Here is a 17,255-nt window from a genome sequence, read left to right on the forward strand (position 1 = left end):
AAAAAAGGATCAGACATGGCTGATGTGTTTCACGCTTTGTCGTCGCCTGTGCGGCGGCAGATCCTAAAAATGCTCAAGGCCCGAGATATGACAGCGGGTGAAATTGCTGACCGGCTTTCGGTCACCAAATCAACGCTTTCAGGGCATTTCAATGTCCTGAAAGCCGCCGACCTTGTCGTCACGTCGCGTGACGGCACCACCATTACCTACAGCCTGAACACAAGCGTAGTTGAGGATGTATTGACGCTGATGGTTGGCCTTCTGGGCAACAGCGACGAGAAGGATATGCCCGATGCAGATAAAATTTAAGAGTGCCTGGGTTATCACTGCAATAACGTTTGCGGTTTGCCTGGCGGGGTACCTGCACATTGATGCCAGCACGCAAATCCCGGTGCATTGGAACATCGACGGCGAAGTAGACCGGACAGCCTCCCCTCTTGCCGCACTGTTGCCCGTCCCGCTGATACAGGTGGCGGTGCTTATCACCTTCACCCTGCTGAAATATTTTGAACCCCGCAAAGAGAACCTCAAAAAGTCAGCCAAGGCGATCGGCGCCACCGCCACGGTCACTGTCGTGTTCCTTGCGCTTATTGAGCTGGGCATCCTTCTTGAAGCGCTTGGCTACCGGGTTATTGAAGGCAATTACATTATGGTTGGCGTTGGCCTGCTGCTGGCGGTGCTAGGAAATTATATGTCAAAGATCCGGTCCGGTTTTTTCATTGGAATCCGCACACCGTGGACACTGTCCAACGACAAGGTGTGGCACAAGACTCACCGGGTGGGCAGCCGACTTTTTGTCGCCGCCGGCATTCTGATCACCCTGTGCTCGCTTTTCCTGCCGAATGTTTTAGCACTGCAAGTGACCGTAACCGCTGTCTTTGTCTCAACCCTTGTTCCCGTAGTTTATTCATGGTGGGCGTGGAGGATCGAGAAAACGTCGAACGAAGGTTAAATTAATCGATTTTATCGATTGTAACGGAAGATTTAATCCATTGGCGTAATGAGAATGGCTGCATTAGATTGTTTTCAACACGCCAAAGGAGGACAACATTATGGCTACTGATTTTAATACCGATGCCAAAAGCAAGATCGCTGAAGCACTCAAGCCCGTGCTGGCCGAAAGCGTCCAGCTTTATGTTCTCACGCAGAATGTGCACTGGAACGTTACCGGCCCTATGTTTCAGGCTGTGCATTCCCTGACCGAGGAACAATATCTTGAGCTCGCGCCCGCGATTGATGAAATTGCCGAGCGTATCCGCACTCTGGGTGTCAAGGCACCAGCAAGTCTTGGTGCCTTTGCAAAACTTGGCAGCATCAAGGACGGTGACGAAAACGCATCAACCGATGACATGGTGAGATCACTTGTGGAAGCCCACTCGCAGATCGCAAGTCGCATCCGCCCGATTATCGGTACCGCAGGCGACGCGGGTGACGAGGTAACGGCAGGCCTGTTGACCGACCGCCTGACCGTGCATGAGAAAGCACAATGGATGCTGCGTGCCATGCTTGGCTGATAGCTCCCCGCCTACAGGCGGTCCTTGAGCCAGTAGTAGACAATCGCGCTTGAGACCACCTGCCGGCCCAGACACCGCCCAATTGGCAAGCGCCATTTGGGCACCCCGGCAAAAAGTTCAAACCGGCTCATGTGGCCGCTGATCGCTTCGCCCAATATTGCCCCCATCAGGTTGCCCATGTTCACACCGTGCCCTGTGTAGCCAAAACTGTACCAGACATTCTCACCCACACGCCCAACAAGCGGCACTTCACCCAGCGCAACACCAAGCTTGCCACCCCACTCATGTGTCACCTTCACGCCTTCCAACTCCGGCCAGATACGCAGCAACCGCGGCATCAACTTGTCTCTGATGGATTTGGGCCTGTGGCCAGAAAAGTTCACCCGCCCGCCAAACAGCACCCTGCCATCTCCAGACATACGGAAATAGTCACAGACCTTTTTCGTATCGCAAATCGCATAGCGATGTGGATTCAGGCGGTCCAGCGCGTCTTTTTCCAGCGGCTCGGTGGCGATCAGGTAACTACCGGCGGGGAACGCAAGCCCGCCGAGTTTCATAGGGTATAATTTATGGTGGGCATTGGCCGCCAACACCACATGTTTCGCCCGCACTCTGCCATCGCCTGTGTGCACCGTAACGGTTTCACCCTCCTCAATCCTGATGACCGGACTGTGCTCATGAAACTGCACCCCCAACTTTTTACAAGCTACATACAGCCCAAGGCATAATTTCAGCGGGTGCAGATGCCCGTCAGACATGCTCAGGAGCCCGCCCTGATACGCATCACTGCCCATGGTGTCCGCCAGTTCCCGAGCGCCAACCATATGCCAGCCTCGGTCAGGGTACGCGGTCTCCATTTCGTTATAGCTATGATAAAGCATTGCGAGCTGGCGGGGGGTCGGCGCGACCTCAAGCCAGCCCGGCGTCAACTCGCAGTCGATACTGTAATCGTCCATGCGGCGGCGGATCAGGTCATGTCCGGCCCATGTCAGGGCCTTTACATCTTTCGCCCGCGCGCCCCCCCAGTGTTTGGCCAAACGTTCCTGCCCGACAAACCCCCGGATCAATTGCCCGCCGTTTCGTCCCGAGGCGCCCCAGCCGACCCTCGCGGCCTCCAACACGGTTACAGTTCGTCCTGCCTCCGCCAAAGTGAGGGCGGCAGACAGCCCTGTGAAACCCGCACCTATCACACAGACATCCGTGTCCGCATCACCTGTGAGCGACGGTTCATCGTCACGCACGGGGACGGATGCCGCATACCAACTGTCGGGATAGCGTTTGTGCATAAAATTCCCTTTCACCGGCTCACTGTAGCGTGATCACCGAGCGGCTGGAAGTCATTCCTTCGCGCTTGCCCGCCCCTGCCTTCCATGCTATTACCCGAGCAAGATTGAGAAGCATTCTCAAGTAAAACACGTCGAGTGACCGCGTAAAAACAGGCGAGCCAACCATGAACCACCCTACCCCCATTGAGGACGCCGTCCTTGAAAGCTTAGGCACGATGCGCCCAGGCGCACGCGGCCGTATCGCGCATTTCGAGGTATCGGTGGACGAGGGGCAGGATGAAAGCCTCACAGACCGCCTGCGCGAAGTTGGTTTTGCTGAAAACCTTGAGGTCGAGGTGCTGCATCAGAGCCCGTTCGGTCGTGATCCTATTGCCGTGCGGGTTGGCAAGATGACCATCGCGCTGCGTCGCAAGGAAGCCAACATTGTCAAGGTTCATCTGGTATGAGTGCGTCAACACTGGTCGCTGTCGTCGGCAACCCAAACTGCGGTAAGTCGGCGCTTTTTAATGCGCTGACAGGTCTCAGGCAAAAGGTCGCAAACTATCCCGGGGCGACGGTTGAACGGCGCGCGGGTCCGCTACTTGGCAATGACAAGCTTGAACTGATCGACCTGCCCGGCACCTACAGCCTGACCCCTCGCAGCCCGGATGAAGCCGTCACCCGCGATGTGATCCTTGGCCAATATGAAGCCGAGGACAGGCCCAAAGCCCTTCTGTGCGTGGTGGATGCCACCAACCTTGAACAACACCTGCGCTTTATTATAGAGCTGCGCGGTACCGGTGTGCCGATGGTGCTGGCGTTGAACATGACCGACCTTGCCGCGCGCGAGGAAATCCGCATTGATGCGGACGCTCTTTCTAAACGGCTGGGCGTACCGGTAGTTGAAACCGTAGCCGTGCGCCGCAAAGGCCTGGAGGCGCTGCAGAAGACGCTTGACGGTGTACTGGCTGGTGCCAGGCAATCGGTTGTGGATTTTGGTATCAGCGTCAAGGACCACCAGCGCGCCGCGCGCAAGATTGCCGCCGATGTAACCTTAAGCGAGGGCATTGGCCACAAGACGACACGCATGCTGGACAGCGTGTTGCTGCACAGTGTCATTGGCCCCATTATCCTTTTCAGCATTCTCTTCTTCATGTTTCAGGCGGTTTTCGCGTGGGCCGAAGCGCCCATGGGCTGGATCGAAGACGGCATTGCCCTGTTGCAGGGGGCCTTTGAGGGTATCTTGTCGGACGGTTTGATACTCAGCTTCCTCAACGACGGCATATTGGCCGGCGTCGGGGCGGTTGTCGTTTTCCTGCCGCAGATTCTGATCCTGTTTGCCTTCATTCTTATCCTTGAAAGCTCAGGCTATATGGCGCGTGCTGCCTTCCTGATGGACCGCCTTATGGCCTCAGTTGGCTTGAACGGCCGTGCCTTCATTCCGTTGCTGTCGTCCTTTGCCTGCGCAATTCCCGGCATTATGGCCGCGCGCACCATCTCCGACCCCAAGGACCGCCTGACGACCATCCTGATCGCACCGCTGATGACCTGCTCGGCCCGCCTGCCGGTGTATGCTGTTATCATCGCAGCCTTCATCCCCAACACACCGGTATGGGGTGCCATTGGCCTGCAGGGCCTTGTGATGTTCATCCTCTATCTCGCTGGTATTGTGTTTGCGCTGATCGTGGCTGCCGTGATGAAGCGCACGATCACCAAGGGCGAGGTCCAGACCTTCATGCTGGAGCTGCCAAAGTATCAGCCACCACACTGGCGCTATGTGCTGGTGGGCCTTTACGAACGGGCTCGCATCTTCATGCGCCGGGCAGGCACCATGATCCTGTCTGCCACCATTATCCTGTGGGTATTGTCCTCTTACCCGAACCCGCCTGCGGGCGCGACGGAACCTGCCATCACCTATAGCTTTGTCGGCATCATTGGTGGCTGGCTTGAGGTTATCTTTTCGCCGATCGGTTTCAACTGGGAAATCTCGGCAGCACTTGTGCCGGGCATGGCAGCACGTGAGGTTGCTGTTGCCGCACTTGGCACCGTCTATTCGCTTTCGGGCAATGAAGACATGATCGCCGAAGGTCTCGTCGCAACCCTCAATAACGCGTGGAGCCTGCCGACCGCACTTTCCTTCCTTGCGTGGTTTGTGTTTGCACCCCAGTGCCTGTCCACAATCGCAGTAGCCAAACGTGAGACAGGCGGCTGGAAATGGGCCATATTCATGGTGGGCTATCTGTTTGTGCTGGCCTATCTCGCGTCCTTCGTCACTTACCGGGTTTCGCTCGCACTTCTCGGTTAGGCCGGGGCAGACTGTCTCGGCCCTTGCCGTTCCCGCAAAATTGGGTTAGCCAAAAAGACCATAAAAACTGAATGGCGACATTCAGCATAATGTCACACCCAGGGAGCTAAACCGTGAAAGCCTTATTTGCAGCCGTATCGTTGCTAGCCATCGCCGCCTGTTCGAGCGAGGAAGCAAACGACAGGGCCGGTGACGCGAAACGCATCGCCAGCGAGACTATTATCATCGACACCCACATTGACGTGCCTTACCGCCTTGACCACGAGTGGGAGGATGTTTCAGGCCCGACCGCCAAAGGCGATTTTGACTACCCCCGTGCGGTAGAAGGCGGTCTGAACGCACCGTTCATGTCGGTCTATACACCGGCGCAGTATGACGGCACGCCAAAAGCCAAAAGCCACGCAGAAGAAATGATTGCCATCGTCGAGAAGATGGTGAGCAGTGCACCGGACAAATTCCGTATCGCGACATCGGTTGCGGATGTTGAGAAAGCGTTCCAAGACGGCGTAATCGCGCTGCCCATGGGTATGGAAAACGGTTCGCCTATATCAAGCGACCTTGCCAATCTCGACTATTTCTACGAACGCGGTATCCGCTACATTACACTGGCGCACTCCAAATCCAACAGTATTTCAGATTCGTCATATGACGTAACGCGCCAATGGAACGGTTTGTCGGACTTCGGGCATGAAGTTGTCAAACGCATGAACGAACTGGGCATCCTGGTCGATATCAGCCACGTCTCGGACGATGCCTTTTGGCAGGTGATGGAGATCGCAGCGGTGCCGCCGGTTGCCTCACACTCGTCCGCACGTCATTTCACACCCGGTTTTGAACGCAACATGTCGGATGAAATGATCAAAGCGCTCGCCAACAAAGGCGGGGTGATCATGATCAATTATGGCTCAAGCTTCCTGACCGAAGAAGCCAATAAATATGGCCCAACCCGGGACGAGGCTTACCTCAAGTATGTCGCTGACAATGGGCTGACAGATTCCACCGACCTCAAGGAACAGTTTGAGAAGGGTTACCTTGAAGAGCACCCATTCCCATACGCCACCCTTGATGATGTGCTCGACCACATTGACCATGTCGTGAAACTGACCGGCATCGACTATGTGGGCATCGGTTCGGATTATGATGGCGTTGGCGACAGCCTGCCAATGGGGTTGAAAGACGTGTCCTCTTACCCGGCCTTGATCGCAGGCCTGATGAAACGCGGTTATTCGGAAGAGGATATCAAGAAAATCCTTTCCGGCAACTTCCTGCGGGTATGGCGCACTGCTGAAGCTTACGCAGCATCGCACTAAACAAAAAACCATAAAGGCCGCGTCATTGGACGCGGCCTTTATCTTTCCGGTCTGACCGCTTGGGACTGGACGCCCTTATAAAAATTGCTAAAGTTCACGTCTTAATCAATGAGGGGGAACTCATGAAAAAAACAGTAACGACAGCGATTGTCGTTGGCCTTCTGGCTGGCGTTAGCACATCGGTTTTTGCCGAGGCCAACAGTGAGTGGTTTGGGGAAGCCGCCATTTCACCGGACGCAAAAAGCATTCTGTTCACCTATAAGGGCGACATCTACAAGGTTTCCGCACAGGGCGGCGCGGCCGTTCCGCTCACGGTGAATGCCGCGTGGGAGGGCCACCCGGTCTGGTCGCATGACGGTAAACATATCGCCTTTGCCAGCGACAGGAATGGCAACTTCGATGTTTATGTGATGTCCGTCTCCGGCGGTGAAGCAAAACGCCTGACGTACAGCAGCGCCTATGATGTCCCAACTGACTTCACAGCCGACGACAAAGCAGTAAGCTTTACATCAACCCGGACAGACAGCGCAAAGAGCAGCCTGTTTCCGCGTAGTGCCCTACCTGAATTTTATAACGTCCGTGTGACCGGCGGCACGCCGGAGATGGTGCTTACAACACCGGCCATGCAGGCGCGCTGGAACGACAAGGGCGACAAGCTTGTGTACCGCGAGGAAAAGGCGCTTGAGAGTGACCTCCGGAAACATGACACCTCGGCCTTCGCGCACGACATCTGGCTTTATGACGCGAAAAGCGGCAGACACACCCAGTTGACAGACTATGCGGGCGGCGACCAGAACCCGGTCTGGGGTCGTGAAGATACGGTTTTCTATCTGTCAGACAAAGGCGATAATACCTTCAATGTCTGGCAGCTTGACCCAAAAAACGGTCGCAGCGAGCAACTGACCGACTTTAAAAAACACCCGGTGCGTAGCCTGAGCCGGTCTGAAAACGGTACACTGGCCTTTGTACACCATGGCTCGGTCTATACCGCCAAAGGCAAGAACCGTGTCAAAAAGATTGATATCGACATTGCAACAGACGGCCACGGCCGCAATGGTGAAACCATCAATGTCAGTGGAGATGTCAGTGAGTTTGCTGTCTCGCCAAGCGGCAAGGAAATCGCCTTTGTCGCGCGTGGGGAGGTTTTTGTCACCTCAACCGAGTTCAACACAACCAAGCGCGTCACCAGCACACCAGCCCAGGAGCGCAGCGTAGATTTTGCACCGGACGGCAAGAAGCTTGTATTTGCGGCGGAGCGCAATGGTAAATGGCGCCTTGTAGAAGCCAGCATCAATAGCGAGGACGAAAAATACTTCTTCGCCAGTACGCTGATTGACGAGAAGGTCATCTTTGAAGGCGACCGTGAGGCTTTCCAGCCCAAATATTCTCCAGACGGCAAAAAGGTCGCTTTCCTTTCAAACCGCGATGCCCTCAAGGTCCTGGCCCTTGAGACCGGCGACGTGGTTGAAGTGCTTGGTGATGCGTACAACTATTCTTACGCCGATGGGGACATTCATTTTGACTGGTCACCTGACAGTTCATGGCTGACGGTCGACTTCATCGCCCGTAAGCGCATCTTTATCACCAACATCGCTGTGGTCCCTGCCGATGGTTCCGCACCGCCCCGCGATATCAGCCTGTCCGGCTACCAGGATGGTCTGCCAAAGTGGCATTCAAATGGTGCGGTTATCTGGGCCAGCTCGCGCTTTGGCATGCGCGACCACGGTAGCTGGGGCACCCAGTTCGACGTTATGGCGGCGTTCCTGAACCAGGACGCCTTTGACCGTTTCTCCATGTCCAAGGAAGAATACGAGCTGATGAAGGAGCTCGAAGAAGACAAGAAAAAGGCGGAAGAAAAAGCCAAGAAGGACGACGACCAAAAAGAGGATGAAGGCAAAAAAGGCGACGAGAAGAAGGACTCGAAAGACGAGGTTGCCCCTGTCAAGATTGACTGGGGCGGCATGCAGGATCGCACCGTGCGCCTGACTGCACACTCAAGCGACATTGCCGACATGGTCCTGACCAAAGAAGCAGACAAGCTTTATTATCTGTCCCGTTTTGAAGGGGGTTATGACCTCTGGATGCAGGACCTGCGTGAAGGCAATACCAAGCTTCTTCTCAAGATGGATGCCCGCAATGCGTCAATCGACCTGTCCGAAGACGAAAAGACCGCCTTTGTCCTTGCGGACGGCCACATCTCAAAACTGTCCCTGAATGGCGACAGTGCCAGCAAAAAACCGGTAAGCCTCAACGCCTCAATGGTGTTGGACGGTGACGCCGAGCGCGCGTATTTCTTCGAGCATATCTGGCGCCAGGTTAAGGAGAAATTCTATAACCCGACCATGCACGGCGCGGACTGGGACGACTTGAAGGCCGAATATGCCGTGAAGCTGGCAAGCATCGGCAACAACCGGGACTTCGCCCGCATGATGGAAGAGATGCTGGGTGAACTGAATGCATCACACACGGGCGCTTACTATCGCTTCCGCATGGATGGCGCTGACGACACCGCCGCGCTTGGCGTTATCTTTGACTTGCACGACACCTCAGGCCCGCTGGCCATCAGTGACGTGCTGGACCGCAGTCCGCTTGCGAAGGCGGACAGCGAGATCAAGGCTGGCATGAAACTGGTCGCGGTTGACGGCATCACGCTTGGCAAGGATGTCAACCTTGCGGGCCTTCTCAATCACAAAGCGGGACAACGTGTTCGCCTGACAGTGGCACGCGAGGACGGGAGCATGTTTGAGGAGGTGACAAAACCCATCAGCCGCAGCGCGCAAAATGAACTTCTGTATGATCGTTGGGTCAAGTCCCGCCGCGCCTATGTCGAAGAAGTCTCTGACGGCAAGGTTGGTTATGTACACGTTCGCGGCATGAACGACGCCAGCTACCGCGACGTATACTCAGACCTTCTGGGCCGCAACTTCGACAAGGAAGCCGTGGTGGTGGATACCCGCTGGAACGGTGGTGGCTGGCTGCACAACGACCTTGCCAAGCTGCTATCGGGCAAGCAGTACCTGCATATGAAGGTGCGCGGCGACCGAGTGTACGCTGGCGACCCGCTTGACCAATGGACCAAGCCGTCAGTGGTTGTAATGGGCGAAGGCAATTATTCCGATGCACACGCTTTCCCATACACCTATAAAACCCTGGGCATTGGTGAACTGGTCGGCATGCCGGTACCGGGCACCATGACCGCCGTGTGGTGGGAAACCCTGCATTCAGGCGACATCACCTTCGGCATCCCGCAGGTTGGACAGATTGATGCGGATGGCAACTATCTGGAAAACCAACAGCTTGAGCCTGACTACAAGGTGAAAAACCTGCCGGAAGACAGTGCCGAAGGCCGCGACCCGCAGCTTGAAAAAGCTGTGGAGGTAATGCTGAAAGCTGCTGAAACTGAATGATATTACGGTAACAACCACCAGATTAAGGGCGCCCGCGTAAGCAGGCGCCCTTTTTATTTATCCCGTGCTGCTTGCCGCTACGGACATATGCCCTAAGCTCATATGGGCGCGCGAGGGGAAGCGCGACGCCACATAAGATGGGGAGGGGCGCGTGCCAGAACACCGCCCCCCATAAGGGGAGACAAATGAAAGACACATCCGGGGTACCGCTCGTCAGTGAACTTACACAGAAAACCAAGCTCTATACCCTCCTGGTCCTTACGATCGTCTATGCCTTCAATTTCATCGATAGGCAGATACTGGTAATCCTGCAGCCTCTGCTGAAGGCTGACCTGGGGCTTAGCGACACGCAGCTCGGGCTATTGTCCGGCTTTTCCTTTGCAATATTTTACACCACGCTTGGCCTTCCTATCGCACGACTGGCCGATAAATATAACCGCCGCAACATCATTGCTATTGCCCTGACGGTCTGGAGCGGCATGACAGCCCTCTCGGGGATGGCACAGAATTTCCTGCAGCTACTTGCCGCGCGTATGGGCGTGGGCGTGGGTGAGGCAGGCGGTAGCCCACCAGCGCATTCCATGATCTCAGACATGTTTCAAGCCAAACGTCGGTCAACGGCCCTCGCGGTCTATTCCGCGGGCCTCTATCTTGGCATTCTCATTGGCTATACGTCGGGTGGGTATGTTGGCAATCTCTATGGCTGGCGCACAACTTTCCTCATTGTCGGTATACCCGGCGTGCTGCTTGCGCTGTTACTTCGCTTCACGGTCAAGGAGCCACCGCGCGGTTTGCATGACACAGGGCCGGATGTCGCAGCACCCGCCATCATGGAAACGCTCAAATTTGTCTGGCGGCTGAAATCCTTCCCCTATATCGCCTTCGGTTGTGCCATGTCGGCGTTCGTCAGCTACGGCACCAGCAACTTCATGCCCAGTTTTATGGTGCGCTATCATCAGATTCCACTTGGTGAAATTGGCCTGATCCTTGGCCTTGTCACCGGCGGCGGCGGCATAATCGGCACCTTTCTTGGTGGCGCCCTCACCGACAAGTTTGGTGCTAAAGACCCGCGCTGGTACCTGTGGCTGCCCGGCCTCTCTGCTGTATGTGCCATTCCATTGGCTGTGCTCGCCTACCATACCGACAGCAGGAATGTGATGCTTGGCACCTATTTCATCGTGGTTGTGATGTCCACATTGTATCTGGCACCCGCCATCGCGGTGACGCACCGGCTTGTATCCCCTCGCATGCGTGCCATGTCGTCGGCGATCCTCTTCTTTGTCCTCAACCTTATCGGCATGGGCCTGGGCCCTGTACTAGTGGGTGCGATCAGCGACTTTGAGCTGGCCCGCACAGGTGCGGACGGTCTTCGCACAGCCCTTACAATCGGCACAAGCCTTGCTATCCTCAAAGGATATCTCTTCTGGATGGGCGGGCGGAAGCTGCCGCAAGACATTCAAGCGCAAAAACAGGTATAGCCACTGGCAAATTGGCACAAAACCTGCCAGCATAAGGCCATGATTTAAAAGGCCTTATGCTGCATGAAAGACCTCAAGGTTAGACAGAGCCGGTTTGAGATCGGCATCACACTGCTTCTTTTGGTACTGGCGTTATCCCCAGCGCTGTTCTCAGGTAGCGGTAGCATATTCGCCTTTGGCCACCTCTTTTTCCTTGGCACACTTGCCGCACTATTGCTCGAGGCTTGTCGCCGCCTCCATCGGCTTGCCGGGACATTATTGTTTGCCGTCTTCACCGCCCTTCTTGGCACGGAGGTGGTGACCTACCGGTTGACTGGCCTGCACCTGAACGGTTTCACCTTCGGCCTGTTGTTTGAAGAGGATGCCCTGAACAATATTGGGGTGACTGTCCTGTTGCCACTGGTGCTGGCGGGCGTGATCGTTGTCAGTTTTCTGCTTGCCTTTGGCAGACCGAACCCGGCGCAACGGTTCCGTCTGCGCTGGCTGACACTATTGTGCGCGGCCTTTCTCGCCTTTACGCAGCTTGCATATGCGGTGCTCTACTACCAAGCCGTCCCCGGCGCACTGGAAACCCGGCGTAAACTCCCCTTCTTTTCCGCGCCCCACCGCTATTATATTGTGCGTGCCCTTGACCCCATTCTCGGCCCAAGGTCGAGCAATCCGTTTGCGAACCCGGTCCCGTCGCCAACGGCAGGCACGAGCACACCACCTGCGCTTGAAATACCAGAGAAGCGTAACGTGCTTCTGGTCGTCATGGACAGCGTGCGCGCCAAGGACATGGTGGCTGACCCTGGCCTTGCACCAAACCTCGCGTCCCTTGCCGAAAAAGGGCGTTTAACCCTCAAACATTATGCTGCATCCAACTGCACACATTTCAGCATGTTCAGCATGTTCACCGGCAAGCTGCCATCCGGTTTTGGTGCCGCCCGACAGCGCGGTGAGTCCATTGGCTTTGTACGAACCTTGCAGGCCAACGGATATGAAACCACCAGTGCCGAGGCCCTTTCGCTAGACTGGTATAACCTGTCAAACATGCTTTTCTCAGGGGTCACACGATATGTTGCCGAAGCTAAAAGCTTTGTGGAAAAGGATCGTTTCGTAACCGATACGACTATTCGCCTTTTGAATGCGTCGCATGACCAACCCTATTTCCACCTTGCTTATTATAATGGTGCACATTTTCCCTACGGGAACCTTGATCCAGTGCTCGGTATCGTTGGCGGTACTGTTGAAAGTTATCGAGGCGCCATCAAAGCCATGGATGACGAGATCGGTCGCCTGCTTAAAGCCGTTGGCCCCAAAGCCGCGCACGGCGAACTGGTCATCATGATCACCGCAGACCACGGGGAAAGCGTTTTTGAAGACGGTGTCATCGGGCATTCAAGTGCCCTGACGGATGAGCAATTGATTGTTCCTTTCGCCAGCATGGGAGCCAATGACCTCCCTCCTCCCACAAGCCAGCTTGAGGTAGCAGATTACCTGTTTTCCCAACTGGGGCTCAGCCGCACGGTGGAAACTTCCCCGGTTATCCTTAGCAACTGCAGTGTGGAGGTTCCAACAGGCTTCGCGGTCATCGATGAAGGCACGAGGGCTGATTTTCTATATGAGGACGGTATCTTGAGCCCCGTCGCGCCGCCGGATAAAATTATGCCACCCAAAGCCATACAGCTTCGAGCGGCACATATATTAACCAACCGGATGGCGACGGAAAACTAGGCTGCTATGCTGCTATCGCGCAGGCCAACGCTTTTGAGCACAAGGTCAATAACCGTTTCTTTGGCTTCATTGAACTGAGCGTCCTCAAGAGGGTGGCCCTCGTTCATCACGTCAATCTGTGCCGCAAAATCAGCATAATGCTGGGTTGTTGCCCAGATCATGTAAAACAGATAGCGTGCCTTCACGGGCGCGAGCTTGCCTTCCTTGATCCAGCGTTCCAGCACCCGCTCACGGCTTTCGAGCCACGGCTTTACTGTCCCGACCAGATATTCCTGCAAAAACGGAGCGCCAGAAGCCATTTCTATGGCCCACAACCGAGACCCATATGGGCGCGACCGCGCGAGATCCATCTTTGACGCGACATAAGTTCTGAGCGCCTGCGCAGGATCTTCAGTTTCATCAAATGTATCAGCGGCGTGAAGCCAGATAGAACAGACACCCTCGATGACACGACGATACAGATCTTCCTTGGCGCCAAAGTAATAGTAGACGTTTGGTTTGGGAACACCAGCCCGCTCTGCAATCAGGCCGACACTTGCTCCGTTAAAACCCTTCTCAGCAAAAACCGTTTCAGCCGCCACCAGTATTTTGGCGACATTTTCACGGCGGATACCGGCTTTGTGCCCGGTTTCTTCTGTTTTTTTGTTCGTCATATGTCCCCCTCGAGGCACTCCTTTAATCATACTTATGGCTAAAGGTCTATTGCCAATGGGTTTAAAAAAACGCCCGGGGGAATCCCCCGGGCGTCGTAACTCGGGATCACAAATTCAGATTAGAATTTGTATTTCGCACCGATTTGCAGAACCCATACGGAGCTGGTGTCCTGGAAGCGGTAGAACGGAGCACTGTCAACACCCGTGTAGCCGATCTGACCCGTTGATGCATTCACGACTGTATCAACAAGGGCTTGCTGACCAAACTCTGAGTCATAAGCCTTACCCCAGGCGCTGTTGACGAAGTTCAGAACGTTTTCCATATTCATGAACAGCTCAACCTTGCCGAAACCAACACCCACTTCCTGTCCGATGCGCAGGTCAAGATCGTTGATCCATGGGCCACGTTCGCTTTGCAGGTCAACCGACTGACCACGCGCCAGACCGTAAGTCTTAACGAGTGCGTTAAAGTCGTCACGTACTCCAGCGTCAGCAAAGATAACTTTCGCCGTTGCCGCATTTGGCGAACCAGCAATCGCAGCTTCACCAGGGCCCGGTACATAAAGCAGGTGACCGTCACCGGATTCTACAGAGCGGTTACCACCGAACTGCATGAACTCATCCATGGTGATGGAGAACGGCTTGCCGCTACGACCGCTATAGAACACGCCGATCGTGGTGAAGTTGTCGTCCCAGAACGCTTTCTTGTAGGTCGCGCCAAGTTTAACCTGGTGCTTCACTTCAAAGACAGACGTCCCGCTCTGACGGTCACTACGGTCAAGGTGGGCTGCGAAGTTATAGTTCGAAGACGCTGTAGAGCTTGTGCCTTCGTTGGCAACTTCTGCATCCATGTAGCTATAGGAACCGAAGAGGCTCAGGCCATTATCCCATGACTTGTCGAAGGAGATTGCATAGATGTCTTGCTTCGCTTCTTCGCCGTTTGTGAGCAGAATGTCATAGCCCGACGGTTGGTTGTAGATCGCGGAACCATCAGCAGCGGTGCCGATTTGTTCACGACGAAGCTCTTTCCAGTCGGCCGCATTCTGGGTACGTGCCCAGATAGCTTCGAGGGTTACGTGCCAGTCGTCGCCAAGCGCGCCCAGGTCGAAGTAACGATCGATACCGAGGTTGAATTTCCATGTTGATGGAATTTCAAAGTCCGGATCGATTGCTGCAACGTCACCGCCTTCTGCCGCACCACCAAGGCCATCAAGAGCGGCTTGTGGCACCTGCGTGAAGTCTGGATCGTCGATAACCGAGCTATCGCCAGTCTGGTATGTCAGGATTGTCACACCATCGAGCGAATAGGCGTTCGAAACCCAAACGAGCGGATCACCACCACCGAAGCGACCAAGGCCACCACGGAGTGTGGTTTTGTCGTCGATGTCATAGCTGAAGGCAAAACGCGGCTGGACGATTTTCTTGCCATCAAGCGTTGCGTTATTGGCAAAACCGTTACGGTCAACAAAAGCTTGGTTAAGTGCTGGCGCATCACCGGTTTTCCAGTAATCAACACGAACACCGCCTGTCAGGGTCAACTTGTCAGAAACATCCCAACGGTCCTGCAGGTAAACGGTGTGCGTGGTCAGCTTGAAGGAAGCTGCACCGTCTGCATCATTATTGGTCGCTGCGTTCTGGTATTGGAAGAAGGATGGAGTACCAGCCTCAAAATCATCGATATTATCGAAGTACCAAATACCTTTGGAACGTTGGATGAAGAGGTTGAACACGTCAACCGAGTCATACTCGTAACCGCCGGTGATGGTGTGGTCGCCCACAACATAGTCACCCTTGATTTTGGCTTGCCAGGTTTTGTTGTTCAATTGGTTGGAGTGACGGCTGTCATCGATACCAAGATAAACAGTGGCATCTTCACCATTGCCCGGGTTGACAGTGTCAATCTGGATTTCACCGATGCCCTGTGGCACGGCAAGGCCGTTCTGGCCGGTTACGTTTTTCTTGTAACCAACTTTGACTTCGGTCGAAAAGCGGTCTGTCCAATCGGAGAACACCTGGAAGTTATAGGTTTCCAGTTTCTCGGAGCGATCATACCAGTGAGACAGGTACGCGAAGCGGTTGCCACCATGGTCGGTTGGGCTCAGGGAGTTACCGTTGGTGTACTGATACGAGCCAAATGCACGGTGGTTTTCGTTGATGTTCCAGTCAAGCTTGAAGAAGATCTTCTCATCAGACTCAGCAATGCTGTCGGAACCGCCGTACATGTTGTCGATGCCATACTGGCTGGACGCGATCTGGTTGATCCGTTCGATCTGCGCAACAGATACACCGTCAATCTGGTTTGTATAGCTCGAACCTTGTGCACCAGTAGTGTTAGGGGTCGAACCTTCGAATTTTTCGTAGACGCCGAAGAAGAACAGCTTGTCCTTGATGATCGGACCACCAAGGGAAGCACCCCAGAACTTGTTCGAGAAATCACCGAGGTCAACATCGCGGTCAGTACCGTCCAGGTTCTGGCTCTTGTCTCCAGCAAGGCTATCGTCACGATATTGATAGAAAGCTGTGCCGTGGAATTCGTTGGTGCCGGATTTGGTCACAACGTTGATCTGACCGCCGGTAAACTTCGAGAATTCTACGTTAAACGGCGCCGGAGCCACGCTTACCTGCTCAACCGCGTCGATCGAGATCGGCGAACGCTGCGTCGGGTAACCGTTACCATTGAGGCCAAAGTCATCATCCTGACGGATACCATCAACAGTCAGGCTGTTGAAACGGTTGTTGGAGCCGCCAATCGAAAGCGCATTGCTGCTGCCGCTGTCGATGGACACAAACGGGTTAGCCCGCATGGTGTCCTTAAGGTCACGACCAACGGAAGGCATATTCTCGATGCGTTCCGCGCCGTAAGACGAAGCGCCGCCAGAACGGATAGCTGCGATGCGGTTTGCTACAACCTCAATCTCTTCAAAGCTTGCGTCCGTACCCACTAGCGGAATGGTGAGCGGTAGCGGCTCGGATACATTGAGCATCAGGCCTTCGAAAGACTGGCCCTGATAGTTGCCGGAGGCGGCGACTTCAACATTGTAAGGGCCACCCGGGCGCAGGCCGCGCGCGAAGAATGCACCTGCATTGTTGGTGGTGTAGGTCGAACGGGACCCTGAAGGTACGTGCGTTACAACAACCGCAACACCGGAAAGCGGTGAACCGTTTGCATCAACAACACTACCGCGGATCGAAGACGTAATTTCCTGCGCGATTACAGGCACACTGACCGCCATTGCGGCTAATGCGACGCTACTGCAAAGAGCAGCTCTCATTTGGCGTTTCATTCCCTAAGCTCCATTGGCGTACCGGTGTCTCAGTAGAACAACACCCCAGACCCGATACTTTCACGACTAATTCGCTGTTTAAAAAAAAGTCTCACACACAGAACATGCACTTAAAACCAACCAAATCCTGACCAAAAGGTCAAGACAGGTCACAGGCTGGCACAAACGCTGCGTCGCAAGTCTTTTATGCGTGGTTTTTTTCAGTTTTTTGACGGAAGTGTCAAGATTCGTAGGAGCAGCAATCGTTCACTCGATATTTTGGCGAGGGAAAGTGGCTAAAAGAGCACAGAACCGCCGTGTACCTTGGGAAACCGCGCTTTCGC

At 54.8% G+C, this 17,255-nt stretch carries 12 protein-coding genes; 9 read left to right on the forward strand and 3 right to left on the reverse strand.

The window, feature by feature from the left end; translation table 11 throughout:
• Positions 1-15 precede the first annotated feature (15 nt).
• The 3 genes from OEU85_RS01025 (at position 16) to OEU85_RS01035 (ending at position 1,514) form a co-directional block, all read left to right on the forward strand.
• Positions 16-309 (forward strand): autorepressor SdpR family transcription factor, encoded by a 294-nt coding sequence (locus OEU85_RS01025; RefSeq protein WP_262689571.1) that lies wholly within the window; start codon positions 16-18, stop codon positions 307-309.
• Entirely contained in the window at positions 293-952 is a 660-nt protein-coding gene (locus tag OEU85_RS01030) for an SdpI family protein (RefSeq protein WP_262689572.1), read from the forward strand. Before OEU85_RS01025 ends, OEU85_RS01030 begins: the two co-directional genes overlap by 17 nt.
• Positions 953-1,052: 100 nt before the next feature.
• Positions 1,053-1,514: a Dps family protein gene (locus OEU85_RS01035; RefSeq protein ID WP_262689573.1), complete on the forward strand. Its 462-nt coding sequence runs from the start codon at positions 1,053-1,055 to the stop codon at positions 1,512-1,514.
• Positions 1,515-1,525: 11 nt separating this feature from the next.
• Here the strand turns inward: OEU85_RS01035 and OEU85_RS01040 are convergent, their stop codons facing one another.
• Positions 1,526-2,800, reverse strand: a complete 1,275-nt coding sequence (locus OEU85_RS01040) for an NAD(P)/FAD-dependent oxidoreductase (RefSeq protein ID WP_262689574.1) — start codon at positions 2,798-2,800, stop codon at positions 1,526-1,528.
• 164 nt (positions 2,801-2,964) lie between these two features.
• On the opposite strand from OEU85_RS01040, the gene OEU85_RS01045 reads away from it, so the two are divergent.
• The 6 genes from OEU85_RS01045 to OEU85_RS01070 all read left to right on the forward strand — a co-directional run bounded on the left by OEU85_RS01045 (position 2,965) and on the right by OEU85_RS01070 (position 12,995).
• Entirely contained in the window at positions 2,965-3,246 is a 282-nt protein-coding gene (locus OEU85_RS01045) for a FeoA family protein (RefSeq protein ID WP_262689575.1), read from the forward strand.
• The gene (gene feoB, locus OEU85_RS01050; RefSeq protein WP_262689576.1) at positions 3,243-5,084 is read left to right on the forward strand and encodes a ferrous iron transporter B; all 1,842 of its coding nucleotides are present in this window, start codon (positions 3,243-3,245) and stop codon (positions 5,082-5,084) included. Before OEU85_RS01045 ends, feoB begins: the two co-directional genes overlap by 4 nt.
• A gap of 113 nt (positions 5,085-5,197) precedes the next feature.
• Positions 5,198-6,394, forward strand: a complete 1,197-nt coding sequence (locus OEU85_RS01055) for a dipeptidase (RefSeq protein ID WP_262689577.1) — start codon at positions 5,198-5,200, stop codon at positions 6,392-6,394.
• Positions 6,395-6,516: 122 nt separating this feature from the next.
• Entirely contained in the window at positions 6,517-9,801 is a 3,285-nt protein-coding gene (locus tag OEU85_RS01060; protein WP_262689578.1) for a S41 family peptidase, read from the forward strand.
• Between the two features lie 185 nt (positions 9,802-9,986).
• Positions 9,987-11,279: a spinster family MFS transporter gene (locus OEU85_RS01065; protein WP_262689579.1), complete on the forward strand. Its 1,293-nt coding sequence runs from the start codon at positions 9,987-9,989 to the stop codon at positions 11,277-11,279.
• A 63-nt stretch (positions 11,280-11,342) separates the two neighbouring features.
• On the forward strand, positions 11,343-12,995 hold the full coding sequence (locus OEU85_RS01070; protein ID WP_262689580.1) for a DUF3413 domain-containing protein: 1,653 nt from the start codon (positions 11,343-11,345) through the stop codon (positions 12,993-12,995).
• Here the strand turns inward: OEU85_RS01070 and OEU85_RS01075 are convergent.
• Positions 12,992-13,648 carry a TetR/AcrR family transcriptional regulator gene (locus OEU85_RS01075; RefSeq protein WP_262689581.1) on the reverse strand — a complete coding sequence of 219 codons (657 nt, stop codon included), beginning with the start codon at positions 13,646-13,648 and terminating at the stop codon, positions 12,992-12,994. The two genes, OEU85_RS01070 and OEU85_RS01075, sit on opposite strands and share 4 nt — an antisense overlap.
• 119 nt (positions 13,649-13,767) lie before the next feature.
• A complete protein-coding gene (locus OEU85_RS01080) occupies positions 13,768-16,932 on the reverse strand; it encodes a TonB-dependent receptor (RefSeq protein WP_262689582.1) in 3,165 nt (1,054 codons plus the stop codon).
• Between the last annotated feature and the right edge of the window lie 323 nt (positions 16,933-17,255).

The organism is Kordiimonas aestuarii, from assembly GCF_025574465.1.
Lineage (GTDB): Bacteria > Pseudomonadota > Alphaproteobacteria > Sphingomonadales > Kordiimonadaceae > Kordiimonas > Kordiimonas aestuarii.

Bases quoted from the DNA above. Each gene is read 5' to 3' on its own strand.
- OEU85_RS01045 (WP_262689575.1), top strand. From the start codon at position 2,965: ATGAACCACCCTACCCCCATTGAGGACGCCGTCCTTGAAAGCTTAGGC.
- OEU85_RS01030 (WP_262689572.1), top strand. From the start codon at position 293: ATGCAGATAAAATTTAAGAGTGCCTGGGTTATCACTGCAATAACGTTT.
- feoB (WP_262689576.1), top strand. From the start codon at position 3,243: ATGAGTGCGTCAACACTGGTCGCTGTCGTCGGCAACCCAAACTGCGGT.
- OEU85_RS01035 (WP_262689573.1), top strand. From the start codon at position 1,053: ATGGCTACTGATTTTAATACCGATGCCAAAAGCAAGATCGCTGAAGCA.
- OEU85_RS01070 (WP_262689580.1), top strand. From the start codon at position 11,343: ATGAAAGACCTCAAGGTTAGACAGAGCCGGTTTGAGATCGGCATCACA.
- OEU85_RS01060 (WP_262689578.1), top strand. From the start codon at position 6,517: ATGAAAAAAACAGTAACGACAGCGATTGTCGTTGGCCTTCTGGCTGGC.
- OEU85_RS01025 (WP_262689571.1), top strand. From the start codon at position 16: ATGGCTGATGTGTTTCACGCTTTGTCGTCGCCTGTGCGGCGGCAGATC.
- OEU85_RS01040 (WP_262689574.1), bottom strand. From the start codon at position 2,800: ATGCACAAACGCTATCCCGACAGTTGGTATGCGGCATCCGTCCCCGTG.
- OEU85_RS01065 (WP_262689579.1), top strand. From the start codon at position 9,987: ATGAAAGACACATCCGGGGTACCGCTCGTCAGTGAACTTACACAGAAA.
- OEU85_RS01080 (WP_262689582.1), bottom strand. From the start codon at position 16,932: ATGAAACGCCAAATGAGAGCTGCTCTTTGCAGTAGCGTCGCATTAGCC.
- OEU85_RS01075 (WP_262689581.1), bottom strand. From the start codon at position 13,648: ATGACGAACAAAAAAACAGAAGAAACCGGGCACAAAGCCGGTATCCGC.